15 protein-coding genes and 1 pseudogene are annotated in these 23,904 nt (G+C 67.2%); 7 read left to right on the forward strand and 9 right to left on the reverse strand.

Features of this window, described 5'->3' with window-relative positions; translation table 11 throughout:
* Window positions 1-82: 82 nt before the first annotated feature.
* From BSIN_RS13650 to hrcA, 8 genes are all read right to left on the reverse strand, one after another.
* On the reverse strand, window positions 83-2,260 hold the full coding sequence (locus tag BSIN_RS13650; RefSeq protein WP_089340921.1) for a chorismate-binding protein: 2,178 nt from the start codon (window positions 2,258-2,260) through the stop codon (window positions 83-85).
* Between the two features lie 45 nt (window positions 2,261-2,305).
* A complete protein-coding gene (gene dnaJ / locus BSIN_RS13655) occupies window positions 2,306-3,436 on the reverse strand; it encodes a molecular chaperone DnaJ (RefSeq protein ID WP_059512885.1) in 1,131 nt (376 codons plus the stop codon).
* 148 nt (window positions 3,437-3,584) lie between these two features.
* Window positions 3,585-5,531 carry a molecular chaperone DnaK gene (dnaK, locus tag BSIN_RS13660; protein ID WP_089340922.1) on the reverse strand — a complete coding sequence of 649 codons (1,947 nt, stop codon included), beginning with the start codon at window positions 5,529-5,531 and terminating at the stop codon, window positions 3,585-3,587.
* 144 nt (window positions 5,532-5,675) lie between these two features.
* Window positions 5,676-6,080, reverse strand: a complete 405-nt coding sequence (locus BSIN_RS13665; RefSeq protein ID WP_089340923.1) for a thioredoxin family protein — start codon at window positions 6,078-6,080, stop codon at window positions 5,676-5,678.
* Between the two features lie 18 nt (window positions 6,081-6,098).
* Window positions 6,099-6,716 (reverse strand): nucleotide exchange factor GrpE, encoded by a 618-nt coding sequence (gene grpE / locus BSIN_RS13670; RefSeq protein ID WP_089340924.1) that lies wholly within the window; start codon window positions 6,714-6,716, stop codon window positions 6,099-6,101.
* A gap of 521 nt (window positions 6,717-7,237) precedes the next feature.
* Entirely contained in the window at window positions 7,238-7,645 is a 408-nt protein-coding gene (locus tag BSIN_RS13675; RefSeq protein ID WP_089340925.1) for an RNA-binding S4 domain-containing protein, read from the reverse strand.
* A gap of 16 nt (window positions 7,646-7,661) precedes the next feature.
* Window positions 7,662-8,726 (reverse strand): ferrochelatase, encoded by a 1,065-nt coding sequence (gene hemH / locus BSIN_RS13680; protein ID WP_173678682.1) that lies wholly within the window; start codon window positions 8,724-8,726, stop codon window positions 7,662-7,664.
* A 203-nt stretch (window positions 8,727-8,929) separates the two neighbouring features.
* Window positions 8,930-9,952, reverse strand: coding sequence for a heat-inducible transcriptional repressor HrcA (gene hrcA / locus BSIN_RS13685; protein ID WP_059512940.1), 1,023 nt, complete (start codon window positions 9,950-9,952; stop codon window positions 8,930-8,932).
* A gap of 136 nt (window positions 9,953-10,088) precedes the next feature.
* Between hrcA and BSIN_RS13690 the strand changes: the two genes are divergently transcribed.
* Together BSIN_RS13690 and recN are read left to right on the forward strand one after the other, a co-directional pair.
* Complete coding sequence (locus BSIN_RS13690) at window positions 10,089-11,009, forward strand: NAD kinase (protein WP_059512895.1); 921 nt, start codon at window positions 10,089-10,091, stop codon at window positions 11,007-11,009.
* 25 nt (window positions 11,010-11,034) lie between these two features.
* Entirely contained in the window at window positions 11,035-12,684 is a 1,650-nt protein-coding gene (recN, locus tag BSIN_RS13695; protein WP_089340927.1) for a DNA repair protein RecN, read from the forward strand.
* A 91-nt stretch (window positions 12,685-12,775) separates the two neighbouring features.
* On the opposite strand, the gene glnE is transcribed toward recN, so the two are convergent.
* A complete protein-coding gene (glnE, locus tag BSIN_RS13700; RefSeq protein ID WP_089340928.1) occupies window positions 12,776-15,550 on the reverse strand; it encodes a bifunctional [glutamate--ammonia ligase]-adenylyl-L-tyrosine phosphorylase/[glutamate--ammonia-ligase] adenylyltransferase in 2,775 nt (924 codons plus the stop codon).
* Window positions 15,551-15,692: 142 nt separating this feature from the next.
* On the opposite strand from glnE, the gene BSIN_RS13705 reads away from it, so the two are divergent.
* The 5 genes and pseudogenes from BSIN_RS13705 (at window position 15,693) to aroG (ending at window position 23,818) form a co-directional block, all read left to right on the forward strand.
* Entirely contained in the window at window positions 15,693-19,904 is a 4,212-nt protein-coding gene (locus BSIN_RS13705; protein ID WP_089340929.1) for a YhdP family protein, read from the forward strand.
* Window positions 19,905-19,965: 61 nt separating this feature from the next.
* Entirely contained in the window at window positions 19,966-20,793 is an 828-nt protein-coding gene (locus BSIN_RS13710) for a carbon-nitrogen hydrolase family protein (protein ID WP_069233832.1), read from the forward strand.
* 93 nt (window positions 20,794-20,886) lie between these two features.
* Window positions 20,887-22,356 (forward strand): metalloprotease TldD, encoded by a 1,470-nt coding sequence (tldD, locus tag BSIN_RS13715; RefSeq protein ID WP_059569133.1) that lies wholly within the window; start codon window positions 20,887-20,889, stop codon window positions 22,354-22,356.
* A pseudogene (locus BSIN_RS26775) lies at window positions 22,356-22,586 on the forward strand (hypothetical protein). Before tldD ends, BSIN_RS26775 begins: the two are co-directional and overlap by 1 nt.
* A 158-nt stretch (window positions 22,587-22,744) precedes the next feature.
* Window positions 22,745-23,818 carry a 3-deoxy-7-phosphoheptulonate synthase AroG gene (aroG, locus tag BSIN_RS13725; RefSeq protein ID WP_059512915.1) on the forward strand — a complete coding sequence of 358 codons (1,074 nt, stop codon included), beginning with the start codon at window positions 22,745-22,747 and terminating at the stop codon, window positions 23,816-23,818.
* The last annotated feature ends 86 nt before the right edge of the window (window positions 23,819-23,904 follow it).

The following is a 23,904-nucleotide window of genomic DNA, read 5'->3' on the forward strand; positions in this document are numbered from 1 at the left end:
GGCTTGCGGCTTCCATTATCGATCGTCAAGCGCCGAGCGCAAGCGGCACGGTCCCCGCGTTACCCCTCGCCGGCACTTACCGTCATCCCGGCTCGCCCGCCCGCACGAGTTTCGCGGACAGCGCGCCGCGCAGCGCATTCGCGAGCATCAGCGCTTCCGCTTGCAGCAGGTCGTCGAGTGTCAGGATTCGTTCAGCGGCCGCGAGCCGCTCATCGTCGAGCAGCGCGCCGCGCATCACGCCCGGCAGCAGCCCCGATGACAATGGCGGCGTAAACCAGCGCCCCGCGAGCTTCACAAACACGTTCGAGCGCCCGCCTTCCGTCAGTTCGCCGCGCTCGTTGAAGAACAGCATGTCGAACGCGCGTTGCGCGTCGGCGGCCTGCCACGCACGGTCGAAATCGACGCGGCGCGTCGTCTTGTGCGCGAGCAACGGATCGTCCGAGCGCACCGGCGCGAAGCCGTGCTCGCACGCGAGCAGCACGTCGAGTGTCTCGCCCGCGAGCGGCGCGAGCGGCGCGAGCGGCGCGGTGACGATATCGAGCGCGCCGTCCTTCGCCAGCGCGATCCGCATACGGTGCTCGCCATCGGCAAGCTGCGCACAGCGCTCGCCGATACGATGTCGGACGAGCGCTTCGTCGAACACGAAATCGAACGCGCCGGCGCTCGCGCGCAAGCGCGCAAGATGGCGTTCGAAATGACGCACGCCGGCGTCGCGCGTCGCATACGTGGTCTCGAACAACCGGAAGCCGGGATCGACGCCCGTCAGGAAACGCGCCTTCACCGCGCATTCCGTATATTCGTCTGCCGCTATGCTGTCGAGCACGATCCCGCCGCCGACGCCCATCGTGCCCCGCCGCCCGCCGCCTGCCGCCGGCTCGAGCGTCAGCGTGCGGATCGCGACCGACAAACAAAAATCGCCGCACGCATCGCGTAATGCGTCCTCGGTGCGGAAAGTCGTTTGAGCGCTTTGAGCGTCGACGGCGGCTCGCGAACCGGGCCACACCTCGGACCGCAAATCGGCCGCAGCCGCGCTCGAAGCCGCGCCGGCGCTCGACGGCACCTCGCCCCGTATCGCAACACGCGGCCGCCCACCGGCCGAGCGAGCGTCATCCTGCGCCGGCGAGTCCCCCGGCGGGCATTCGCGCGGCACGTCTGCCGAAACATTCTGCGCGGCGCCGGCGCCCGCTGAGGCAAACGCGTGCGAAGCGTGCGCCGGCAACGCTTCCCGCGGCGCATCCAACCAACCGAGCAAGCCCGTATAGAGCCCGCGCGGCGTCGTCTCGAGCGCATCGATCAACTGCATCGTCTTGTGCTTCGGCGCGCCCGTGATCGAGCCGCACGGAAAAAGCGCGCGCAACACGTCGGCAAATGTCGCGCGCTCGACCAACTCCGCTTCGACCGTCGACGTCATCTGCCACACCGACGCATAGGGCTCGATCGAAAAACGCCGGGGCACCGTCACCGATCCGGTACGCGCAATGCGCGCCAGATCGTTGCGCAACAGATCGACGATCATCAGATTCTCAGCGCGATTCTTGGCGTCGCTCGCCAAAAACTCGGCCGCCGCCGCGTCCAGACGGGAATCGGACGAACGCGGCGCAGTGCCTTTCATGGGCCGCGCGCGCAGCCGCGTCCCCGTCTTCTCGACAAAAAGCTCCGGCGAGCACGACACGATCCACGCGCCGCCCGGCAACGCGATCAGCGCACCGTGGCGCACCGGCTGACGCGCGCGCAAGCGGCGGTATAGCGCGAGCGGCGCGCCGAACGTGTCGAAATGAAGCCGATAGGTGTAATTGACCTGATACGAATCGCCCGCGCGCAGCGCCTCGTGGATCGCGGCGATCGCCGCATCGAATGCCTCGCGCGTCACGCTTGCGCGCATACGCGCGATACCCGCGACCGACGGCTCGGCGAGCCCGCCGTCGCGCTCGGCAAGCCATGCGTCGACTTCGCCGCGCGACAGCTTCGTGCAAGTGGAGAACAGCAGAAACCGCAGCGCGCCGCCGCCCTTTGCCGCGGATGTCGCTGCGAATTTCGGCCCAAGCTGCAGATCGCGTCCGAACTCGTAATCGCCGATCACGACCGGGTGCAGTCCCCGCCGCGCATCGGCGGCGACCGCCGCGCACAGTGCGTCGAGCTGGGCCGGATCGGTCGCGACGCGCTGATGCGAAAAGCCGGCATACAAACGACTCGACCGCGCTGCCGCGGTCGAGTCGCAATCGTCGAAGAGCGCGAAAACCGCGCCCGCTTGGTCAGTCATCCTGTGCTGCCTGAAACCTGAAAACCAGCTGCGCCGTGCCGGGCGTCACTCGAAGAAGCTCTTCACGCGGTCGAACCAGCTCTTGCTTTGCGGGCTGTGACGCGAGCCGCCCTCCGCGAGCGACTTCTCGAACTGCTTGAGCAGATCGCGCTGCTGATCGGTCAGCTTCACGGGCGTCTCAACCTGCACGTGCACATACAGATCGCCCGCGATGCTCGAGCGCAGCCCCTTGATGCCCTTGCCCCGCAGACGGAACGTCTTGCCCGACTGCGTGCCTTCCGGCACCGTGAAGCTCGCGCGGCCGGCAAGCGTCGGCACTTCGATCTCGCCGCCAAGCGCCGCCGTCGTGAACGGAATCGGCATCTGGCAATGCAGATCGTCGCCGTCGCGCTCGAACACCGAATGCGGCTTGATGTGGATTTCGACGTACAGGTCGCCCGACGGCCCCCCGTTGATGCCCGGCTCGCCATTGCCGGCCGAGCGGATCCGCATCCCATCGTCGATGCCCGGCGGAATCTTCACTTCGAGCGTCTTGGTTTCCTTCACCTTGCCCGAGCCGTGGCAGTTCGTGCACGGCTCCGGAATGTAGGTGCCGGTGCCGTGGCACTTCGGGCAGGTCTGCTGGATGCTGAAAAAGCCTTGCGACATGCGCACCGTGCCCTGCCCGTGACAGGTCGGGCAGGTTTCGGGCTTCGTGCCGGGCTTCGCACCCGAGCCATGACAAACGCCGCACGACGTCCAGTTCGGCACGCGGATCTGCGTATCGTAGCCGTGCGCCGCCTGCTCGAGCGTGATCTCCATGCTGTAGCGCAAATCCGCGCCGCGATACACCTGCGGGCCGCCGCGGCTGCGTGCGCCGCCCGCCGCTTGGCCGAAGATGTCGCCGAAAATATCGCCGAACGCATCGGCGAAACCGCCGAACCCTTGCGCGCCGGCTCCCCCCATGTTCGGATCGACGCCCGCGTGGCCATACTGATCATACGCCGCGCGTTTCTGGCCGTCCGACAGCATTTCATAGGCTTCCTTCGCCTCCTTGAAACGCTCTTCCGCATCCTTGCTGTCAGGATTGCGGTCGGGGTGGTACTTCATCGCGAGCTTGCGATATGCCTTCTTGATTTCGTCGTCGCTCGCATTCTTCGCGACGCCCAGAACCTCGTAGTAATCCCGTTTCGCCATATCGGTTCGCCATAAAACAAATGTGCCCGGAGAGCCGCGAGGCTCGCCAGGCGCAAGAATGATCCGCCTATCCGGAGCGAAGAAACGGACCCGGGAAGGCTGCGCCGCGCATCGATGATACGCGGCGCAGCCCGATCTCGGCCCGGCCTCAGTCCTTCTTCACTTCCTTGAAGTCGGCGTCGACAACGTCGTCGGCCGCCTGCGCGCCGCTGTCGGCCGCCGCTGTCCCCGATGCCCCCGATGCGCCAGCCGCGCCCGCCTGCGCTTGCATGTCGGCGTACATCTTTTCGCCGAGCTTCTGCGAAGCCGTCGCAACCGCCTCGATCTTCGCATCGATCGCCGCCTTGTCACTCGACGTGTTCTTCAGCACGTCCTCGAGCTCCTTGAGCGCCGCCTCGATCTTCTCCTTCTCGCCCGCCTCCAGCTTGTCGCCGTACTCGGTGAGCGCCTTCTTCGTGCTGTGGACGAGCGCGTCGCCCTGGTTGCGCGCATCGGCAAGCTCACGCAGCTTGTGATCCTCCGCCGCGTTCGCCTCCGCGTCCTTGATCATCTGGTCGATCTCGGCTTCGGACAGACCCGAGTTCGCCTTGATCGTGATCTTGTTTTCCTTGCCGGTGGCCTTGTCCTTCGCGCCGACATGCAAAATGCCGTTCGCGTCGATGTCGAAGGTCACTTCGATCTGCGGCACGCCGCGCGGAGCGGGCGGAATGCCTTCCAGGTTGAACTCGCCGAGCAGCTTGTTGCCGGCCGCCATTTCGCGCTCACCCTGGTACACCTTGATCGTCACCGCGCTCTGGTTGTCGTCCGCGGTCGAATACACTTGCGCGTGCTTGGTCGGGATCGTGGTGTTCTTGTTGATCATCTTGGTCATCACGCCACCCAGCGTCTCGATGCCGAGCGACAGCGGAGTCACGTCGAGCAGCAGCACATCCTTACGATCGCCCGACAGCACCTGACCCTGGATCGCCGCACCGACGGCGACGGCTTCGTCCGGGTTCACGTCACGGCGCGGCTCCTTGCCGAAAAACTCCTTGACCTTTTCCATCACCTTCGGCATGCGGGTTTGGCCGCCGACCAGGATCACATCGTCGATATCCGACACCTTGACGCCCGCATCCTTGATCGCGGTCCGGCACGGCTCGATCGTGCGCTCGACCAGATCCTCGACGAGCGCCTCGAGCTTCGCACGCGTGATCTTCAGGTTCAGGTGCTTCGGACCCGACGCGTCGGCCGTGATGTACGGCAGGTTGATTTCGGTCTGCTGGCCCGAAGACAGCTCGATCTTCGCCTTCTCGGCCGCTTCCTTCAGACGTTGCAGCGCGAGCACGTCCTTCGACAGATCGACGCCCTGCTCCTTCTTGAACTCGCCGATGATGTAGTCGATGATGCGCTGGTCGAAATCCTCGCCGCCCAGGAACGTATCGCCGTTGGTCGACAACACTTCGAACTGCTTTTCACCGTCGACGTCCGCGATCTCGATGATCGACACATCGAACGTGCCGCCGCCGAGGTCGTACACCGCGATCTTGCGGTCGCCCTTCTCGGCCTTGTCAAGGCCGAATGCGAGCGCGGCGGCGGTCGGTTCGTTGATGATCCGCTTGACCTCGAGGCCGGCAATGCGGCCGGCGTCCTTGGTCGCCTGGCGCTGACTATCGTTGAAGTACGCGGGCACCGTGATCACGGCTTCCGTGACGGGTTCGCCCAGGTAATCCTCGGCCGTCTTCTTCATCTTGCGCAGCACTTCGGCCGACACTTGCGGCGGCGCGAGCTTCTGGCCGTGCGCCTCGACCCACGCGTCGCCGTTGTCGGCCTTGATGATCGAGTAGGGCATCAGGCCGATGTCCTTCTGCACTTCCTTCTCTTCGAAACGGCGGCCGATCAGGCGCTTCACCGCGAACAGCGTGTTCTTCGGGTTCGTCACCGACTGACGCTTGGCCGGCGCGCCGACGAGCACTTCGTTGTCGTCCATGTATGCAATGATCGACGGCGTGGTGCGCGCGCCTTCCGAGTTCTCGATGACCTTGACCTGGTTGCCTTCCATGATCGCGACGCACGAGTTCGTGGTGCCGAGGTCAATACCGATGATCTTTCCCATTTTTCCTAATCTCCAATAATCTCTGTTTGCTGCGGCGCGCCGGTTTTCCACCCGTTGCGCCGCGCTCAATTCGGCTCTGCACCCGAAATAGGTGCGGCTGTGTCGTTTTCAAGACCCCAAAACAGACGTGGCCATTAAATTTTTTCAATCGGCGCCGCGGCCGGTTTGCGCAGCGGCAGCCTTCGCGCGCGCGGCGGCCACGGCCGCCTCGAACTGCGCGAGCCCGTGCCAGCCGGTCGCCCGGCCAAGCCGCCTGCCGCGGTAAAAGAAAAACCACGTCGGCACGCCGTGCAATCCGAAGCGCCGCCCAAGTTCGCGGTGCTCATAGATGTTGCAGTGAAACCACTTGAGGCCGAGCGCGCGGATCGCGTCCGGGTTCGCGAGCATCGCCTTTTTCGCGATTTCGCAGTTGAAGCAGTCAACACCCCAGAAGAACACCACGGCAAGCCGGTCACCCGCGGCCGCGAGCCCCGCGTCGAAGTGCCCGGCGTCGAGCGCCTGCATGTCGAATGCCGCGAAAGCCGCCGAATCGATGCCGATCTGCGCCAATGCCGTGCCGCCTCGCCGTTACTTCGGCTGCGCTACCGTCACGAGCGCGGGGCGCAACACCCGCTCAGCGATCGTGTAGCCCTTTTGCAACACGGCGACGACCGTGTTCGGCTCCTGGTCGGCCGGCACCATCGAAATCGCCTGGTGCAGATGCGGATCGAACTTCTCGCCAACCGGATTGAGCGCAACCACACGCCCTTTCTCGAGCGCGCTTTGCAACTGGCGCAGCGTCAACTCGACGCCTTCGCGAACCTTCGCCAGATCGCCGGAGGTATCGTTGAGCGCCGCCTCGAGGCTGTCGAGCACCGGCAGCAGGTTTTCCGCAAAGCCCTCTATCGCGAACTTGTGCGCTTTCGCAACATCCTCCTGCGAACGGCGGCGCACGTTTTCGGTTTCCGCCTTCGCGCGCAAAAAACTCTCCTGCAGCTCAGCGAGCTTCGCTTGCGCATCGGCAAGCGCCGCGCCGTCGCCCGAAGTGCCTGCCGAGGAGGCTGCCTTCGACGCGTCGGCCGGGGCGGCGGCCTGCTCAGCCGGCGCCGCGGCCTGTCCAGCTTGGGCCGCCGGCTCCGCGGCCCGGGCCTCGCGACCGTTTTCGTCAATCGTTTGGCCAGTCGGATTGTCTTGCGTGTTTTCCATGTCGCTTCGAAAGTCGGTTAGAGGTTAAATCCCAAGCGGCGCACCGACCTCGCGCGAAACCGCGCTGTCGGCCGAGATACCGCACTATCCCGGTGCGAAATGGGGCTCCACCCGGCGATTTCAAGAGGCGATCCGTAAGAATCGCGTCCCGCCCGACGGACTTGCGCCACGCCGGCAGCGCGCGCCCCGGGCGCCGCCTTCCCGGCTGGCGCAGATCGAAACGTGCTGTAACAACCCTTACCGGCCGCCCTCTGGATCGCGCGGGTGCGCTGAACTACACTTCGAACAGGCGTTTCGATGCGCGATTTCGACGTGTGCATCCCCCGCTCTGACAAACGCCTGCGCCCATTCCCAGGCCCTTTCACCCGTCTTCTCGAGGGGGAGTACCGTGAAGCTGACCTTCGCTATCTCGGCAGTCGCGCTGGTACTCGTCGCCGGCACGACGACCATTTGCCTTTCGGGAGCCGTCACCGAGCACACGACCGAATACGGCGGCGCGCTCGCGACATTCGAGCAGCTTCTCAGCTCTCACTCGAAAGTTTGTCGATGATCCGGCGGTCCCGCTTCGTCGGCCGCCCATGCAGTTCCGCCGCCGGTTCGCGGAAATGCCTGCGCCGGTCGAGTTCCGCCAGCCGCTTTTCCCGCCCCGCGTCGGTTTCCGCATAGAGCGACTGCGCGACGCTCGCCGGCCCGCGCACATCGCATACCCCGAGCACGTCGACCTGCCAGATAACGCTTTCGATCGTCACATCGACCCGGTCGCCTACGCGCACCTCCTTCGCGGGTTTGACGGGCAAACCGCCGATCTTCACGCGCCCTTTATCGACTGCGTCGGCCGCGAGCGACCGGGTCTTGAAAAAGCGCGCGGCCCACAACCATTTGTCGATACGCAGCCGCGCGCCGGGTTCGGTCGAAATCTTGAAATTCATCGCGTGTATCCGGCGATCAGGCGATGGCTTCCGGCACCGCCACGCGCACCGGCCAACCTTGCAGGTTTTCAGCCGCGATCTCGCCGAGCGCGGCAATCCAAGCGGGCGACGTATTCAGGCACGGAATCCGATGAAATTCGTGGCCGCCGCCATGCAGAAACTCATCGCGCCCTTCTATCCCGATCTCCTCGATCGTCTCGAGGCAATCGGCGGTAAATCCGGGGCAGAACACGTCCGCGCGACGCACGCCGGCCGCGCCCAGTTCCTTGAGCGTCGGCGCCGTGTACGGCTGCAGCCATTCCGCATTGCCGAAACGGGACTGAAACGTGACCCGGCACTCGAACGTCGTCAGCCCAAGTGCGGCCATCAGCAGCGCGGCCGTCTGCTGGCACTGGTCGTGGTACGGATCGCCGAGATCGAGCGTGCGCTTGGGCACGCCATGGAAGCTCAGCACGAGTTTGTCGCCTGAATCGAACGCCGGCCGCCCATGCGCCGCCCAATACTGGCGGACCTGTTCGGCAAGCGCGTGAATATACGCTGGATGGTCCGCGTAGTGGCGTACCGTGCGCACTTCCGGCTGGTTGCGCATCCTCCTAAACGCGGCGAATGCGGCGTCGAACGCGGTCGCCGTCGTCGATGCCGAATATTGCGGATACATCGGCATCAGCAGCACCCGCTCGACACCGGCGCGCTTCAATTGCCCGAGCACATCGGCAATACCGGGCGCGCCGTAGCGCATCGCGTAATCGACCCTCACCCGGTAGCCGTTGGCCGCAAAAAGGGGCCGCACGGCATCGACCTGGCGCTCGGTATAGACGCGCAGCGGCGAACCCTCGGGCAGCCAGACGGCTGCATACTTCTTCGCCGACGAGCGGCCGCGCAGCGGCAGAATCAGCGCGCGCAGGACAATCTGCCAGAGCGCCTGCGGAATCTCGACGACCCGCGGATCGGACAGGAACTGCGCGAGGTAGCGGCGCACCGCGCGCGGCGTCGGCTCGTCCGGCGTGCCGAGATTGATCAGCAACACCGCGACGCGCTGCGCGGCCGCGGCATGCGACGGTGGTTCGAGGTCAAAACGCATGAATGAGCGTGCCAGGGGCACCGAATCGAACGTCATTCATTATAACGGGACGCTCCACCCGGGCCAGCCGGCCGTTTGGCCGATTGCGCGGCAACCGGCGCGCCGGCACGATTAACCGGCAGGCGCGGCATTCGGGCGCGCGCCGCAGGCAAAGAAAGCCGGGGAAATAAATGAATGACGGACGAAATGCCGGACGAAACCGGTTACTGCTGGCTGAGCGTCATCGACAGCAGGCGGGCCGTGATGTCGACGATCGGAATCACGCGGTTGTAGGCCATCCGTGTGGGTCCGATCACGCCGAGCGTGCCGACGATCTTGCCGTTCACCTCGTATGGCGCGGTCACGACACTCATCTCGTCGATCGGCACGAGCGTCGATTCGCCGCCGATGAAGATCTGCACGCCTTGCGCATGGCTCGACACATCGAGCAACTGCAGCAAGCTCGTCTTCTGGTCGAACACGTCGAACAACTTGCGCAGCCGCGCCATGTCGGAAGACAGATCGGCGACTTCGAGCAGGTTGCGCTCGCCGGAAATCAGCACGGCGTCCTCGTCGTCGGACGCCTCCGTGCCCGCCGTGACGGCTGCGTGCATCAGCGCCGTCATGTCGCCGCGCAGCTCGTCGATTTCCTCGCGCAACCGGACGCGCACCTCGTCGAACGACAGCCCGGCAAAGTGCGTATTGATGTAGTTCGACGCCTCGGTGAGCTGCGATGGCGCGTAATCGCGCTGCGTCGCCATGATCCGGTTCTGCACGTCGCCTTCAGGCGTCACGATGATCAGAAGAATCCGCTTGTCGGACAGCCGCAGGAACTCGATCTGCTTGAACACGTGGCTGCGGCGCGGCGTCAGCACGACGCCGGCGAACTGCGACAGGCTCGACAGCACGCTCGCCGCCGCCGCGACCACCCGCTGCTGCGGCTCGCCCGCCTGCAGCGTCGTCTGCACGTGCCGCGTGACGGCCTCCGCGTCGATCGTCGATTCGACCGTGAGCATCGTATCGACGAACAGGCGATAGCCGCGCGGCGTCGGCACACGGCCCGCCGACGTGTGGGGGCTGGACACGAGGCCGAGTTCCTCCAGGTCGGACATCACGTTGCGGATCGTCGCCGGGCTCAGCTCGAGCCCGGAATAACGAGACAACGTGCGTGACCCGACCGGCTGACCGTCGGCGATATACCGTTCGATCAGGGTCTTGAGGAGGGTTCGGGCGCGCGGATCTAACATGATGGAAAATTCTAGCGCAACCGGGCGATAACGGCGAGTCTGCGGCGCTTGCCGCGCGCCGGGCGCAGCAGCCGTTTTGCCGCGCCCGGCGCGCCGGGCGGTTCTTTTCGTCATCGAGCTATGGTGTAATGCCGGCATGAAAATCGGCCATCAATTCCACACCGTCGCGCTCGTCGGGCGCAGCAACACGCCGGGCATCGTCGAGCCGCTGACGACGCTTGCCGCGTGCATCGCCAAGCGCGGCTTCGAAGTCGTGTTCGAGGCGGACACCGCGCAGGCGATCGGCGCCGCCGGCCATGCGGCCGGCTACCCGGCGCTCACGCCCGCCGAGATCGGCGCGCGCGCCGACGTCGCGGTGGTGCTCGGCGGCGACGGCACGATGCTCGGCATCGGCCGCCAGCTCGCGCCGTATAAAACGCCGCTCATCGGCATCAACCACGGCCGCCTCGGCTTCATCACCGATATCCCGGCGTCCGACATGAAGGACGTCGTGCCGGCCATGCTCGCTGGCAGCTACGAACGTGAGGAGCGCACGCTGCTCGAAGCGCGGATCGTGCGCGACGGCGAGCCGATCTACCACGCGCTCGCGTTCAACGACGTGGTCGTCAATCGCAGCGGCTTTTCCGGGATGGCCGAGCTGCGCGTGTCGGTCGACGGCCGCTTCATGTACAACCAGCGCTCCGACGGCTTGATCGTCGCCACCCCGACCGGCTCGACCGCGTATGCGCTGTCGTCGTCGGGGCCGATCCTGCATCCGCAATTGCAAGGCATCGTGCTCGTGCCGATCGCGCCGCACGCGCTGTCGAACCGGCCGATCGTGCTGCCGGACGATTCGAAGATCGCCATCCGGATCGTCAGCGGCCGCGACGTGAACGTGAACTTCGACATGCAATCGTTCACCGCGCTCGAGCTGAACGACACGATCGAGGTGCGCCGCTCCAAATACATGGTGCCGTTCCTGCACCCGGTCGGCTACAGCTACTATGCGACGCTGCGTAAGAAGCTGCACTGGAACGAACATCCGTCGACCGAAGCAGACGACGATCCCGCTTCCTGACGTTCTCCTTCGCCGCCCAACACCCATGCTCCGCCATCTCTCGATCCGCGACTTCGTCATCGTCGCCGCGCTCGACCTCGAATTCGACACCGGCTTCACCGTCTTCTCAGGCGAAACGGGCGCCGGCAAATCCATCCTGATCGATGCGCTCGCACTCGCGCTCGGCGAGCGCGCCGACGCGAGCGTCGTGCGCACCGGCAGCAGCCGCGCCGACATCAGCGCGGAATTCACGCCGCACGAGCGCGTCGCGCGCTGGCTCGACGAACACGCGTTCGACGCCGACGACACGGTGATGCTGCGGCGCGTGATCGACGCGAACGGCCGCTCGCGCGCGTTCATCAACGGCACGAGCGCGACGCTCGCGCAACTGCGCGAAGTGGGCGAAATGCTCGTCGACATTCATGGCCAGCATGCGCACCAATTGCTGATGCGCGCGGACGCGCAGCGCGAATTGTTCGACACGCATGCGGGGCTCGCCGACGACGCGGCGGCCGTCGCGCGCCGTTTTCGCGCGTGGCGCGACGCGAGCGCCGCGATCGAAGCCGCGCTGTCGCACGAGCGCGAGCGTCAGCTCGAACGCGAAAAGCTCGCGTGGCAGCTCGCCGAACTCGACAAGCTCGCGCCGTTGCCGGGCGAATGGGACGAGATCAGCGCCGAGCACAAGCGGCTCACGCATTCGGCGAACCTGATCGACGGCGTGCAGGGCGCGCTCGCCGCGATTTCCGAATCCGACGGCGCGATGCTCACGCAACTGCGCGCGATCGTATCGAAGCTCAGAAGCCTCGCCGAATACGATCCGGCGCTCAACGACGTGCTTGCGTCGCTCGAACCGGCCGAAATCCAGTTGCAGGAAGCGTCGTATTCGCTGTCGCATTGCGCGCAGCGGCTCGATCTCGATCCGGACAGGCTCGCGCAAGTCGAAACGCGTCTGGACGCGTTGCACTCCACCGCCCGCAAATTCCGGCTGCCACCCGAGACACTGCACGACGAGCATGCCGCGCGCCGCGCGCAACTCGCCGAACTCGACGCCGCCGCCGACCTCACCGCGCTGCACGCGGCCGCCGAGCGCGCGAAGGACGCATACCTCGTCGACGCGAAGCGGCTGTCGAAAGCGCGCAAGGCGGCCGCCAAGGCGCTCGGCGCGGCAGTGACGGCGGGGATGCAGGAACTGTCGATGGCCGGCGGCAGCTTCGAGGTCGCGCTGGTGCCGCTCGAACAAGGCGGCGCGCACGGCCTCGAGCAGATCGAATTCCGTGTCGCGGGCCATCCGGGCGTGCCGCTGCGGCCGCTCGCGAAGGTCGCATCGGGCGGCGAACTCGCGCGCATCAGCCTCGCGCTCGCGGTGATCGCGAGCGCGGCAAGCCCGACGCCGACACTGATCTTCGACGAAGTCGACACGGGCATCGGCGGCGGCGTCGCCGAGGTGGTCGGGCGGCTTTTGCACCAGCTCGGGCGCATGCGGCAAGTGCTGTGCGTCACGCATCTGCCGCAGGTCGCCGCGCGCGGCGATCAGCACTTCCAGGTCGCGAAGGCACAGGATGCGCGGGGCGGCACCGTCTCGAGCGTCGTCGCGCTCGATAAAGCAAGCCGGATCGAGGAAGTCGCGCGAATGCTGGGCGGCCTCGAAATCACCGCAACCACGCGCCGGCACGCGAAGGAAATGCTGACCGCGTGATACGGGGCTGGTGGCGGCCAACCGGCAGCGCCCGCCGCCGCGCCAGCGCTTGCGGACCGCCGCGCGTTCGAGCCGCCGCGCGTCGCGCGCCCTACCCGAACACCCGCGCCCACAGCGCGGCCACCGCCGCGCACTCGTCGGCAACCCGCTGCGGCTCGACCCGCGCCTTCTCCATCCCGTCGAGCCGCAGCCGGTGTTGCAGCCGCCGGTAAGTCCGGTACGCGGCGCCGACCGTCTCGGCCTCCGCCTCGCTCATCAGCCCGAAGCGCGCGACCTCGCGCAGCAGCGCGATATTGCCGGTATTGCGGATCATCCCCGGGTGCCGCGCCGCGTGCAGCAGCACCCAATACTGGACGATGAACTCGACGTCGACCATCCCGCCTCGATCGTGCTTCAGATCGAATAGCGCGCTGGTGTTCGGGTGCCCGGCGAGCACCTTGTCGCGCATTCCGACAATCTCCCGCGCGAGCACCGCCGCATCGCGCGGCATCGTCAGCACCTGCACGCGGATCGCCTCGAACGCCGCGCCGATCGCGGCGTCGCCCGCGCTGTGGCGCGCGCGCGTGAGCGCCTGATGCTCCCATACCCATGCAGTGTTCGCCGCGTCGCCCTCGCGCAATTGATAGCGCCGGAACGCGTCCAGATCGGTGACGAGCAGGCCCGCCTCGCCGTTCGGCCGCAACCGCAGATCGATGTCGAACAGCGTGCCCGCGCCCGTCGCGGTGGTGAGCCACGTAATCAGACGCCGCGCGAACGTCGTGTAGACGTCGGCCGCGCGCTCGTCCGGGTCGTCATACAGGAAAATCAGGTCGAGATCCGACGCGTAGCCCAGCTCCTTGCCGCCGAGCTTGCCGTATGCGATCGCCGCGAAGCGCGGCGTATCGCGGTGGCGCTTCGCGAGTTGCGACCAGACGACTTCGATCGTCACGTCGAGCACCGCATCGGCAAGCTCCGACAGGCGGTCGCTCACATGCTCGACCGACAGCTTGCCCGCCAGGTCGATCAGCAGAATCCGGAACACTTCGGCATGCTGAGCGTGACGCAGCAGGTCCATCTGCTGCTCCGCGCCGTCGGCGGCGGCAAGCCGCGCGCGCAGCGCGCCCTTGAACGCCTGCCAGTCGAACGGGCTGTCGATCGCCTCGTCGTCGAGCAGCTCGTCGAGCAGTTGCGGATGGCGGATCAGGTAGCTGCCGCCCCAGCGCGTCGCGCCGAGCACCGACAGCACGCGTTCGAGCGCCGCCGGGTACTCGGTCAGCAGCGCGAGATACGCGCCGCGGCGGCCGACCGTCTCGAGCAGGTCGAAAAAGCGCGCGACGGTTTCGTCGCGGTGCGCGGCGTCGATGCGCGGCGCGGCTTCGAGCGCGCGCTGCGCGACGCGCTCGAAGCGCACCCGGCTCGTCTCCGGCAGGCCGGCATAGCGCGACGAGCGCCAGATTGCCTTGAGCCGCGCGAGCATCGCCGCCGGATCGGCGAAACCGAGCCCGCCCAGGCGCGCGGCGAGCGCGTCGTCGGCGCTGTCGTCGCCGAGCGCGGCGCTCCAGATTCGGCCCGCTTCGCCGGCGCCGGCGCGGCCTCGGCCGTCGGCCGCCTTGTCGGCGAACACCTGATCGAACTGAGCCTCGACGAATGCGCGGTGGCGCTCGAGCGCCGCCGTGAGCGCCGCGTAATCGGCAAACCCGAGCGACGCGGCCAGCGCCGCGCGCTCGTCGGGATCGACGGGCATCGCGTGAGTCTGCGCGTCGTTGCGGTATTGCAGCCGGTGCTCGAGCGTGCGCAGAAACAGATACGCGTCGGTGAGCCCGGCGCGCACGTCGTCGCCGATCAGCCCGCGCGCGCTCGCGTGACGCAGCACCGCGAGCGTCGGTCGCACCCGGAAGCCGGCGTCCTGCCCGCCGCGTATCAACTGGAACACCTGCGCGCTGAATTCGATCTCGCGGATGCCGCCGCGGCCGAGCTTGATGTCGTCGGCCTTGTCCGGGCGCATCGTCGCGCGCCGCCGCGCCTCGTCGCGGATCTGCTCGTGCAGCGAGCGGATCGCGCCGATCACGCCGAAATCGAGATAGCGCCGATAGACGAACGGCTTGACGATCGCGTCGAGCTGCCGCGCGAGACGTTGCGCCGCGTCGCTGTGCTGCTCGGACACGAGCCGGCCCTTGATCCACGCATAGCGTTCCCACTCGCGGCCCTGCACATAAAAATATTCCTCGAGCATGCCGAGGCTGCATACGAGCGGGCCGGAATCGCCGTTCGGGCGCAACCGCATATCGACGCGAAACACGTAGCCGTCGGCGGTCACCTCGGACAGCACGCCGATCAGCCGCCGGCCGAGCCGCGTGAAAAACTCGTGCGTGGAAATCGGCGCGCGGCTGCCGCCCGCCGTCTCGCCGTCGTCCTCGTAGATGAAGATCAGGTCGATGTCGGACGACACGTTGAGTTCGCGGCCGCCGAGCTTGCCCATCCCGACCACGCCGAGCACGAGCGGCTCGCCCGCCGGGCCGCGAGGCTCGCCGAACAGTGCGCCGAGTTCCGTGGACAGCAGCGCGAGCGAACGCTGGATCGCCAGTTCGGCCAGATCGGTCATCGTGCCAGTCACTTCGGCAACGTCGGCGCGGCCGGCCAGATCGCGCTCGGCGAGCGCGCCGAACGCCTCGATGCGCAGCTGCCGCAGCGCGCGCCTCAACGATTCCTCGGCCGGCGGCGCGCCGCCTTCGGCGAGCAGCTCGGCAAAGCGCGCGTCGAGCGCCGCGCGCGTGACGGGCGCGGCCGCCCATGCGGCGATCCGCTCGGCGAGCGCGGGCCGCGCCGCTGCCGCGCGCGCCAGATAATGCGAATACGAAAGGGACAGCAAAGCGGAGGCGTCGGTCATCGTCGGGCGCGCATTGCGCTGAGAAAGGCTGGACAGCCCACACAGGCGGCCGTCGAGGCCCGCCCGGGGGTAACCCGTGTGATACAGTTGGACGTTAGTCAGCAAGCGACCTAAAGCTACCACATCGCCCCTCCTTCGCCGCATGTCCGACCGCCAGGATTCCGCCTCAACGCCCGTAGCCGGACCTCCGCAGCACGATCACCCGGTCCTGCGTCGCGTGTTCAAGGGCGTGCTGGCGATCGCGATCGCGGTCTACTTCATCGCGGCCGCACTGTTTCTCGGGCTGCGCTACCTGCTGCTGCCGCGCATCGACGAGTTCCGTCCGCGGATTGAAAGCTTCGTATCGGAAAAGCTGCATGCCGAACTCAGGATAGGCCGGCTCGCGCCGCACTGGTCGGGAATGCAACCCGGCGTCGACATCACCAGCCTGACGATTCGCGACCGGCACGGCAAGCTCGCGCTGTCGGTGCCGCACGCAAGCGCGGCGCTGTCGTGGCGCTCGCTTGCGCAACTCGCGCCGACGCTGTCGAGCCTCGTCGTTGACGCGCCCGATCTGCTCGCAGAGCGCTCGGCCGACGGCACGCTGTTCATCGCGGGCGTCGCCGTTCCGACGACGACGAAAACCCATGCCGACGATACGTTCAGCGCGTGGCTGCTCAAGCAGGAGGCGATCGTGCTGCGCGGCGGCACGCTGCGCTGGCGCGACGCGCAGCACGACGCGCCGGAGCTTGCGCTCAACGGCATTCGCATCGCAGTGCTCAACGACGGACTCATCCACCGGCTCGCATTGCAGGCCCCCGCGAACGGCACGCTGCTGCGCGGCCCGCTGGATTTTCGCGCGCGCTTCACGCACAAGCCGCTTGCGCCGGTCGGCAAGCCGTCGAACTGGACGGGCGACGCCTATCTGTCGACGGGCCCGGTCGATCTGCCCACGCTTTCCCGCTATGCGGACATCCGGCTCACCGCCTACGCGGGCCTGATCGACAACAAGATCTGGGCGCGCTTCGGCAACGGCCACCTGCAAACCGCGAGCGGCGAATTGCACGGCTACGACGTCGCGCTGCGCGTGCGCCCGACCCAGCCGCGCCTGGACATCCCGATCGCGCGCTTCGGCTGGGATCTCGCGATCGACCCGAAGCGCGACTACACGCTGCATCTGTCGCGGCTTCACGCCGAACTCAGCCAGCCTGCGCTGCCGGACGGCACGCCGCTGTCGCGCGCGCTCTCGCTGCACACGCTGAGCGCGCGCTATCGCGTGCCGAACGTCGACGAGGGCCAGTTGCTGTCAGTGTCGGGCGATCGCGTGGACTTCGGCATCCTGTCCGAGTTCGTCCGCGGGCTGCCGCTGCCCGCGCGGCTGCGCAACGAACTCGTGCGCTTCGATCCGCGCGGGCTCGTCGCCAACTACGCGCTGGAAGTCGAGCGCGCCAAGCCCGAGACCGCCGCGCTCGTCGATCAGGAGCGGCAAAGCGGCACCGCGCCGATCATCCGCTACCGGTTCCAGGGAGATCTGCAGGGCATCAGCATCGAGGCGCAGGAGCCGCCGCCGGGGTTGTCGGCGCACGGCCATCCGCGCGTCGGGATTCCGGGCGTCGAGAATCTGTGGGGGCATGTCGACGCCAACGAGCAAGGCGGCTCGGTCAGCGTGGATTGCGTGGACGCGGCCGTCACCGTGCCGGGAGTGTTCGACGATCCGCGCCTGACGTTCGACCGGCTGCGCGGCCGCGCAAGCTGGACCGTCACGCCGGCGGCCGCCGGCGGGCAACATGCGCAAGTCGACGTCGCGGTGCCCGAATTGCGCGTCGAGAACGCCGACGCCGCGATCTCGGTCGCCGGCCGCTACGCGAACCCCGGTCACGGCCGCGGCTCGCTCGATCTGACGGCGAACTTCGAGCGCGCGGCCATCGCGCACATTGCGCGCTACCTGCCGACGAGCCTGTCCGAAAATCTGCGCCAGTACCTCGGCCATGCGTTGCAGGCCGGGCAGATCAACAAAGGCGCGACGATCGTCGCCAAGGGCCCGCTCGACGAATTTCCCTATGAGCACGACCCGAACGCGGGCGTATTCCATATCGTCGCGCCATTTTCGGGCGGCCGCTTCGAGCCGACCCCTCAGCCGCCGCGGGTGCTCCAAAACGGCACGCCGAACGTCTGGCCGGCATTCGACGGCATCGACGGCCGGTTCGAACTCAAGCAGAACAAGCTGCGCGTTGACATCGCCCGCGCGCGCTACAAAGGATTCGCGCTCACCGGCGCGACCGGCCGCATCGACGATCTGGGCAATCCGGCCCGCTCGCCGCTCGTCATTGAAGGGCGCGGGCGCGGCCCGCTCGCCGATCTGCTCGATTACGCGAATCACAGCGCGCTTGCCGGCATCACCGGACACCTCGGCGAGCGGGTGCGCGCGCAAGGCCCGGCGACGCTCGCGCTCAAGCTCGACATTCCGCAGCACGTATCGCATCCGCACGTGGGCGTCGAGGGCACGCTCGGCTTCGACGGCAACACGCTCGAAGCCGACGGCGTGCCGAGCCTCTCGCAACTGCGCGGCAACGTGCGCTTCACGCAGCGCACCGCGTCGGTCGACGGGCTCACCGCGCGCTTTGCGGGCGGCGAGCTGCGCGCGCGCGGCTCGCTCGCGGAAAACGGCCGCTATGCGTTCGACATCGACGGCCGCGCGTCGGTGGATACCGCGCGCGGCATGAACCTGAACCTACGCGGCGCGGCCGCCGCCGCGCTCGAACGCGTCGTGGGCGAAGCGCCTTACCGGCTCGCGGTGCGCGGCGCGAAGGGCGGGCTGCCCGAAATCGACGCGCGCTCGGACTTGACGGGCATCGCGCTGAATTTTCCCGCGCCGCTCGCCAAGCCGGCCGGCACACCGATGCCGCTGCACTTCACGTTCGCGCCCGAGCCGCAGCCGGGCGGCCAAACGCTCGAGCGCGCGAGCTTCACGCTCGGCCCGATCGCCGCGGCCTATCTGCTCGACGTGAAGCCCGGCTCGGCCATACGCGCGGTACGCGGCACGCTCGGGATGAACCGGATGCCCGACATGCCGCAGGAAGGCGTGAGCGCCGCGCTCGACATGCGCGAACTCGACGCCGACGCGTGGCTCGCGTTCGCGCAGTCGCTGCGCGCGCCGGCGGCCGCGCCAGAGCCGGCAATGCAGGCGCGGCCGCCCGCCATCGATCTCGCGAGCTTCGCGCCGAAGCGCTTCGCGTTCCACCTCGATACGCTGAAGCTGCTCAAGCGCAATTGGGAAAACGTGATCGTCGGCGCATCGCACGTCGATGAGCTATGGCAGGCCAATATCGCATCGAATCAGGTATCCGGCTATCTGTCGTGGGCGCCGGGCGGCGGCCCGACGGGCGCGGGCGTGCTGAGCGCGCGGCTCGCGAAACTCGTGATCCCGGATAGCGCCGAGCACGATCTCGTCGGCCGCGCGATTGACCTGCCCACGCCGGCGAACCGCGCGATGCCCGCGATCGACGTCATCGTCGACCAGGTGGTGGCGCACGGCCACGACATTGGACGGCTCGAAGTCGACGCGCGCAACGTCGACGAAAACGGCATCCCGGTCTGGCAGCTCGACAAGCTCGAACTCAAGAACCCGGCCGCGAAGCTCACCGCAACGGCGAACTGGCGCACGTCGCGCCGCTCGCTCGCGCGCGGCGTGGACGAAGACGACGCGCCACGCCGCACGGTGTTCGACTTCACGCTCGCGATCGACGACGCGGGCGAGCTGCTCGAGCGCGTCGGCCTGCCGCGCACCGTGAAGAACGGGCGCGGCACGCTGTCGGGCAAAGTCGGCTGGCGCGGCGGCCCCACGTCGATCGACTATCCGACGCTCGGCGGCCACCTGTCGCTCGATCTCGAGCACGGCCAGATCCTGAAGGTCGATCCGGGCGCGGCGAAGCTGCTCGGCGTGCTGAGCCTGCAAGGCCTCGCGCGCTTCCTGACGCTCGACTTTCGCGACGTCATCGGCAAGGGGCTGCCGTTCGAGAAAATCACCGGCACCGGGCAGATCGCCAACGGCATCGCGCGCACGCAGGATTTCCAGATGACGGCGGCACCCGCGAAGGTCACGGTGAAAGGCTCGGTCGATCTCGCGAACGAAACGCAGCAACTCGACGCGCACGTCGCGCCGAAGATCAGCGCGAGCGCGGCGGCGATCGGCGCGGCCATCGTCAACCCGCTGCTCGGCCTCGGCGTGCTGGCCGCGAACCTCGCGCTGTCGGAGACGCTCGCGCACGCGTTCGCGATCGACTATGCGATCACCGGCTCGTGGGCGCATCCGCACATCGAGCGCACGCGCGGCGAACGGGTTAAGATGGACGACACGCCCGAAGCCCGCCGTTGATGTACGCGATAGGCGCGCTGGCGTCCCGGCTCGCACCCTATTTTGTGCCGCTGAATTCACCATGACCGACAGCCATTCGTCCAACAAGCCGTTTCGCGTCGCCGCGCTGCAGATGGTCAGCACGCCCGATCCGGCGCGCAATCAGGCCGACGCCGGCCGGCTGATCGCCAGTGCGGCCGCGGCGGGCGCGCAGCTCGTGCTGCTGCCCGAATATTTCTGCCTGATGGGCATGCGCGACACCGACAAGCTCGCGCATGCCGAGCCTTACGGCGACGGCCCGTTGCAGCGCTTTCTCGCCGATGCCGCGCGCGAACACGGCGTCTGGGTGATCGGCGGCACGCTGCCGCTGAAAGCGCCCGAGCCCGCGCGCGTGCTGAACACGACGCTCGTGTTCGATCCGCAGGGCCGCGAAACGGCCCGCTACGACAAGATCCATCTGTTCAGTTTCGACAAAGGCAACGAATCGTTCGACGAAGCGCGCACGATCCGCCCCGGCAGCGCGGTGCGCACATTCGATGCGCCGTTTGGCCGGGTCGGGCTGTCGGTCTGTTACGATCTGCGCTTCCCGGAGCTTTACCGGCAAATGGGCGATTGCGCGCTGATCGTCGTGCCGTCGGCATTCACGTACACCACGGGCCGCGCGCACTGGGAGACGCTGCTGCGCGCCCGCGCGGTCGAGAACCAATGCTATGTGCTTGCCGCCGCGCAAGGCGGCGTGCATGAAAATGGCCGCCGCACATGGGGCCATAGCATGCTGATCGATCCATGGGGCGAGATCGTCGCGGTGCGCGACGAAGGCGCGGGCGTCGTCGCGGGCGACGTCGATCCGGCGCGGATCGCCGAGGTGCGGCAAAGCCTGCCCGCGTGGCGGCACCGGGTGCTTGCGTAAGCGGCTGCAACCGGTGAAAAGCCGCCGCGCCCGCTCATTCATAACCGAAAACGTCCGACAACCGTTTCAGATTCCGACAATCCCCGAATCCGCATGAACATCATCGAACCTGGCATCCGCAATCTCGCGCTCGCGAAGGACACCCTGCTCACGCCGTATGGCCTCGACGAAGCGCTGCTCACGCGCACGCTCGCCGATATCTTCACGCACCGTGTCGACTATGCGGACCTGTATTTTCAGGCGACCCGCAGCGAAGCGTGGAGCCTCGAGGAAGGCATCGTCAAATCGGGCAGCTTCAGTATCGACCAGGGCGTCGGCGTGCGCGCGGTCGCGGGCGAGCGCACCGCGTTCGCCTACTCGGACGACCTGTCGCCGGACGCGATCGGCCAGGCGGCCGCCGCGACGAAGGCAATCGCCGCGGCAGGCGGCGGCAAGCGCAAGATTCGCGCGGCCGCGTCGCTCACGGGTGTCTCGGGCCGCGACCTGTATCTGCCCGCCGACCCGCTCGCGTCGCTCGACGCGACCGCGAAAGTGAAGCTGCTCGAGCGTGTCGAGCAAATGGCGCGCAGCCGCGACCCGCGCATCAAGCAGGTAATGGCGGGCCTCGCGGGCGAATACGACGTCGTGCTCGTCGCGCGCAGCGACGGCGCGCTTGCCGCCGACATCCGCCCGCTCGTGCGGGTGTCCGTCACCGTGATCGCCGAGCACAACGGCCGCCGCGAGATCGGCACGGGCGGCGGCGGCGGCCGCTTCGACTACGGCTATTTCACCGACGACGTGCTCGCCCGCTACGTCGACGATGCGGTGCACGCCGCACTTGTGAATCTCGACGCGCGCCCCGCGCCCGCCGGCGCGATGACCGTCGTGCTCGGCCCCGGCTGGCCCGGCGTGCTGCTGCACGAGGCGATCGGCCACGGCCTGGAGGGCGACTTCAACCGCAAGGGTTCGTCGGCGTTCGCCGGCCGCATCGGCGAGCAGGTCGCGGCGAAGGGCGTGACGGTCGTCGACGACGGCACGCTGCCGAACCGCCGCGGCTCGCTGAACATCGACGACGAAGGCAACCCCACGCAGTGCACGACGCTGATCGAGGACGGCATCCTGAAGGGCTACATCCAGGACACGCTGAACGCGCGCCTAATGAAAATGCCCGTCACCGGCAATGCGCGGCGCGAATCGTATGCGGCGCTGCCGATGCCGCGCATGACGAACACCTACATGCTCAACGGCGACAAAGATCCGCAGGAGATCATCGCGTCGGTCAAGCATGGGCTGTACGCGGTGAATTTCGGCGGCGGCCAGGTCGACATCACGAACGGCAAGTTCGTGTTCTCCGCATCCGAGGCGTACATGATCGAGAACGGCAAGATCACGTATCCGGTAAAAGGCGCGACGCTGATCGGCAGCGGCCCGGAATCGCTGAAATACGTGAGCATGATCGGCAACGACATGAAGCTCGATACCGGCGTGGGCGTCTGCGGCAAGGAAGGCCAGAGCGTGCCCGTCGGCGTCGGCCAGCCGACGCTGCGTCTCGATAACATGACGGTGGGCGGCACCGCGTCGTAATGCGGCGTTGCCGCATCGGCGCGCGGACAATTCGCACGAATGCAGGGCAGCGCGCGGATTGTCCGCATTTTTGACGGCGCGGGATTGCCAGTCGCGTTGCGACCGGGTATAAATCGTCTATCGCTTATTTCGCGCTTGTCTCGTTACAGCACCGCACATTCGCCATGTCCGCCAAGTTTTATTTTTACTTTTTTTGGTATCTCAGGCCGCTGGCGGATCGAGAGGGGTGATGGCGCACGAAGCGCAACCGAAATTCCGAAAAACCGCCGGCGAACCCGGCGGTTTTTTTTCGCCCCGCCGCTTTCCCGTATCCGATTTGACGCATTGATTTGACTCGCGAGCCGCACCAGCCTGCACCGGGCGGCGCCTAGAACTGGAGAACCCAAGCATGCCCCCGCACAATACCGACGACGTCCGCATCCGAGAGCTGAAAGAGCTGATTCCGCCCGCGCACCTGATCCGCGAATTCGCACTCGGGGAAGCCGTGTCGGAACTCATCTACAACGCTCGCCAAGCGATGCACCGGATTCTGCACGGAATGGACGATCGCCTGATCGTCGTCATCGGCCCGTGTTCGATCCACGATACGAAAGCGGCGCTCGAATACGCGAACCGGCTCGTCGGCGAGCGCGAACGCTTCAAGAACGAACTCGAGATCGTGATGCGCGTGTACTTCGAGAAGCCGCGCACGACGGTCGGCTGGAAGGGGCTCATCAACGATCCGCATCTCGACAACAGCTTCAAGATCAACGACGGCCTGCGTATCGCGCGCGAGCTGCTGCTTCAGATCAACGCACTCGGCCTGCCGGCCGGCACCGAATACCTCGACATGATCAGTCCGCAATACATCGCCGATCTGGTCTCGTGGGGCGCGATCGGCGCGCGCACGACCGAGTCGCAGGTGCACCGCGAACTCGCATCGGGACTGTCGTGCCCGGTGGGCTTCAAGAACGGCACCGACGGCAACGTGAAGATCGCGGTCGACGCGATCAAGGCCGCGTCGCAGCCGCACCATTTCCTGTCGGTGACGAAGGGCGGCCATTCGGCGATCGTGTCGACGGCCGGCAACGAGGACTGCCACGTGATCCTGCGCGGCGGCAAAACGCCGAACTACGACGCCGACAGCGTGAACGCCGCGTGCACGGACATCGGCCGCGCCGGTCTCGCCGCGCGCCTGATGATCGATGCGAGCCATGCGAACAGTTCGAAGAAGCACGAGAATCAGATTCCGGTATGCGCGGACATCGGCCGCCAGCTCGCCGCGGGTGACGAGCGGATCGTCGGCGTGATGGTCGAATCGCACCTCGTCGAGGGGCGGCAGGATCTGAAGGAAGGCTGCGCGCTCACCTACGGCCAAAGCATCACCGATGCATGCATCAACTGGGACGACAGCGTGAAGGTGCTCGAAGGGCTCGCCGCGGCGGTAAAGGCGCGGCGAGTGGCGCGCGGCAGTGGAAACTGACCGCGCCGCGAGCCGGCCCGGCGCGCACGACGCCGGGCTTGTCCTGCCCGGCTCAGGGCAAGCCGGGCTTTTGCGGCTTGGCGTTG

Origin of the sequence: Burkholderia singularis (assembly GCF_900176645.1) — a bacterium.
In the GTDB taxonomy this organism is placed as follows: Bacteria; Pseudomonadota; Gammaproteobacteria; order Burkholderiales; family Burkholderiaceae; genus Burkholderia; species Burkholderia singularis.

Excerpts from the sequence above, each read along its gene's own strand:
- dnaK (WP_089340922.1), bottom strand. The coding sequence starts at position 5,531 with ATGGGAAAGATCATCGGTATTGACCTCGGCACCACGAACTCGTGCGTC.
- hrcA (WP_059512940.1), bottom strand. The coding sequence starts at position 9,952 with ATGTTAGATCCGCGCGCCCGAACCCTCCTCAAGACCCTGATCGAACGG.
- aroG (WP_059512915.1), top strand. The coding sequence starts at position 22,745 with ATGCCCCCGCACAATACCGACGACGTCCGCATCCGAGAGCTGAAAGAG.
- dnaJ (WP_059512885.1), bottom strand. The coding sequence starts at position 3,436 with ATGGCGAAACGGGATTACTACGAGGTTCTGGGCGTCGCGAAGAATGCG.
- recN (WP_089340927.1), top strand. The coding sequence starts at position 11,035 with ATGCTCCGCCATCTCTCGATCCGCGACTTCGTCATCGTCGCCGCGCTC.
- BSIN_RS13650 (WP_089340921.1), bottom strand. The coding sequence starts at position 2,260 with ATGACTGACCAAGCGGGCGCGGTTTTCGCGCTCTTCGACGATTGCGAC.
- grpE (WP_089340924.1), bottom strand. The coding sequence starts at position 6,716 with ATGGAAAACACGCAAGACAATCCGACTGGCCAAACGATTGACGAAAAC.
- hemH (WP_173678682.1), bottom strand. The coding sequence starts at position 8,726 with ATGCGTTTTGACCTCGAACCACCGTCGCATGCCGCGGCCGCGCAGCGC.
- BSIN_RS13710 (WP_069233832.1), top strand. The coding sequence starts at position 19,966 with ATGACCGACAGCCATTCGTCCAACAAGCCGTTTCGCGTCGCCGCGCTG.
- BSIN_RS13705 (WP_089340929.1), top strand. The coding sequence starts at position 15,693 with ATGTCCGACCGCCAGGATTCCGCCTCAACGCCCGTAGCCGGACCTCCG.
- BSIN_RS13690 (WP_059512895.1), top strand. The coding sequence starts at position 10,089 with ATGAAAATCGGCCATCAATTCCACACCGTCGCGCTCGTCGGGCGCAGC.
- tldD (WP_059569133.1), top strand. The coding sequence starts at position 20,887 with ATGAACATCATCGAACCTGGCATCCGCAATCTCGCGCTCGCGAAGGAC.
- glnE (WP_089340928.1), bottom strand. The coding sequence starts at position 15,550 with ATGACCGACGCCTCCGCTTTGCTGTCCCTTTCGTATTCGCATTATCTG.
- BSIN_RS13675 (WP_089340925.1), bottom strand. The coding sequence starts at position 7,645 with ATGAATTTCAAGATTTCGACCGAACCCGGCGCGCGGCTGCGTATCGAC.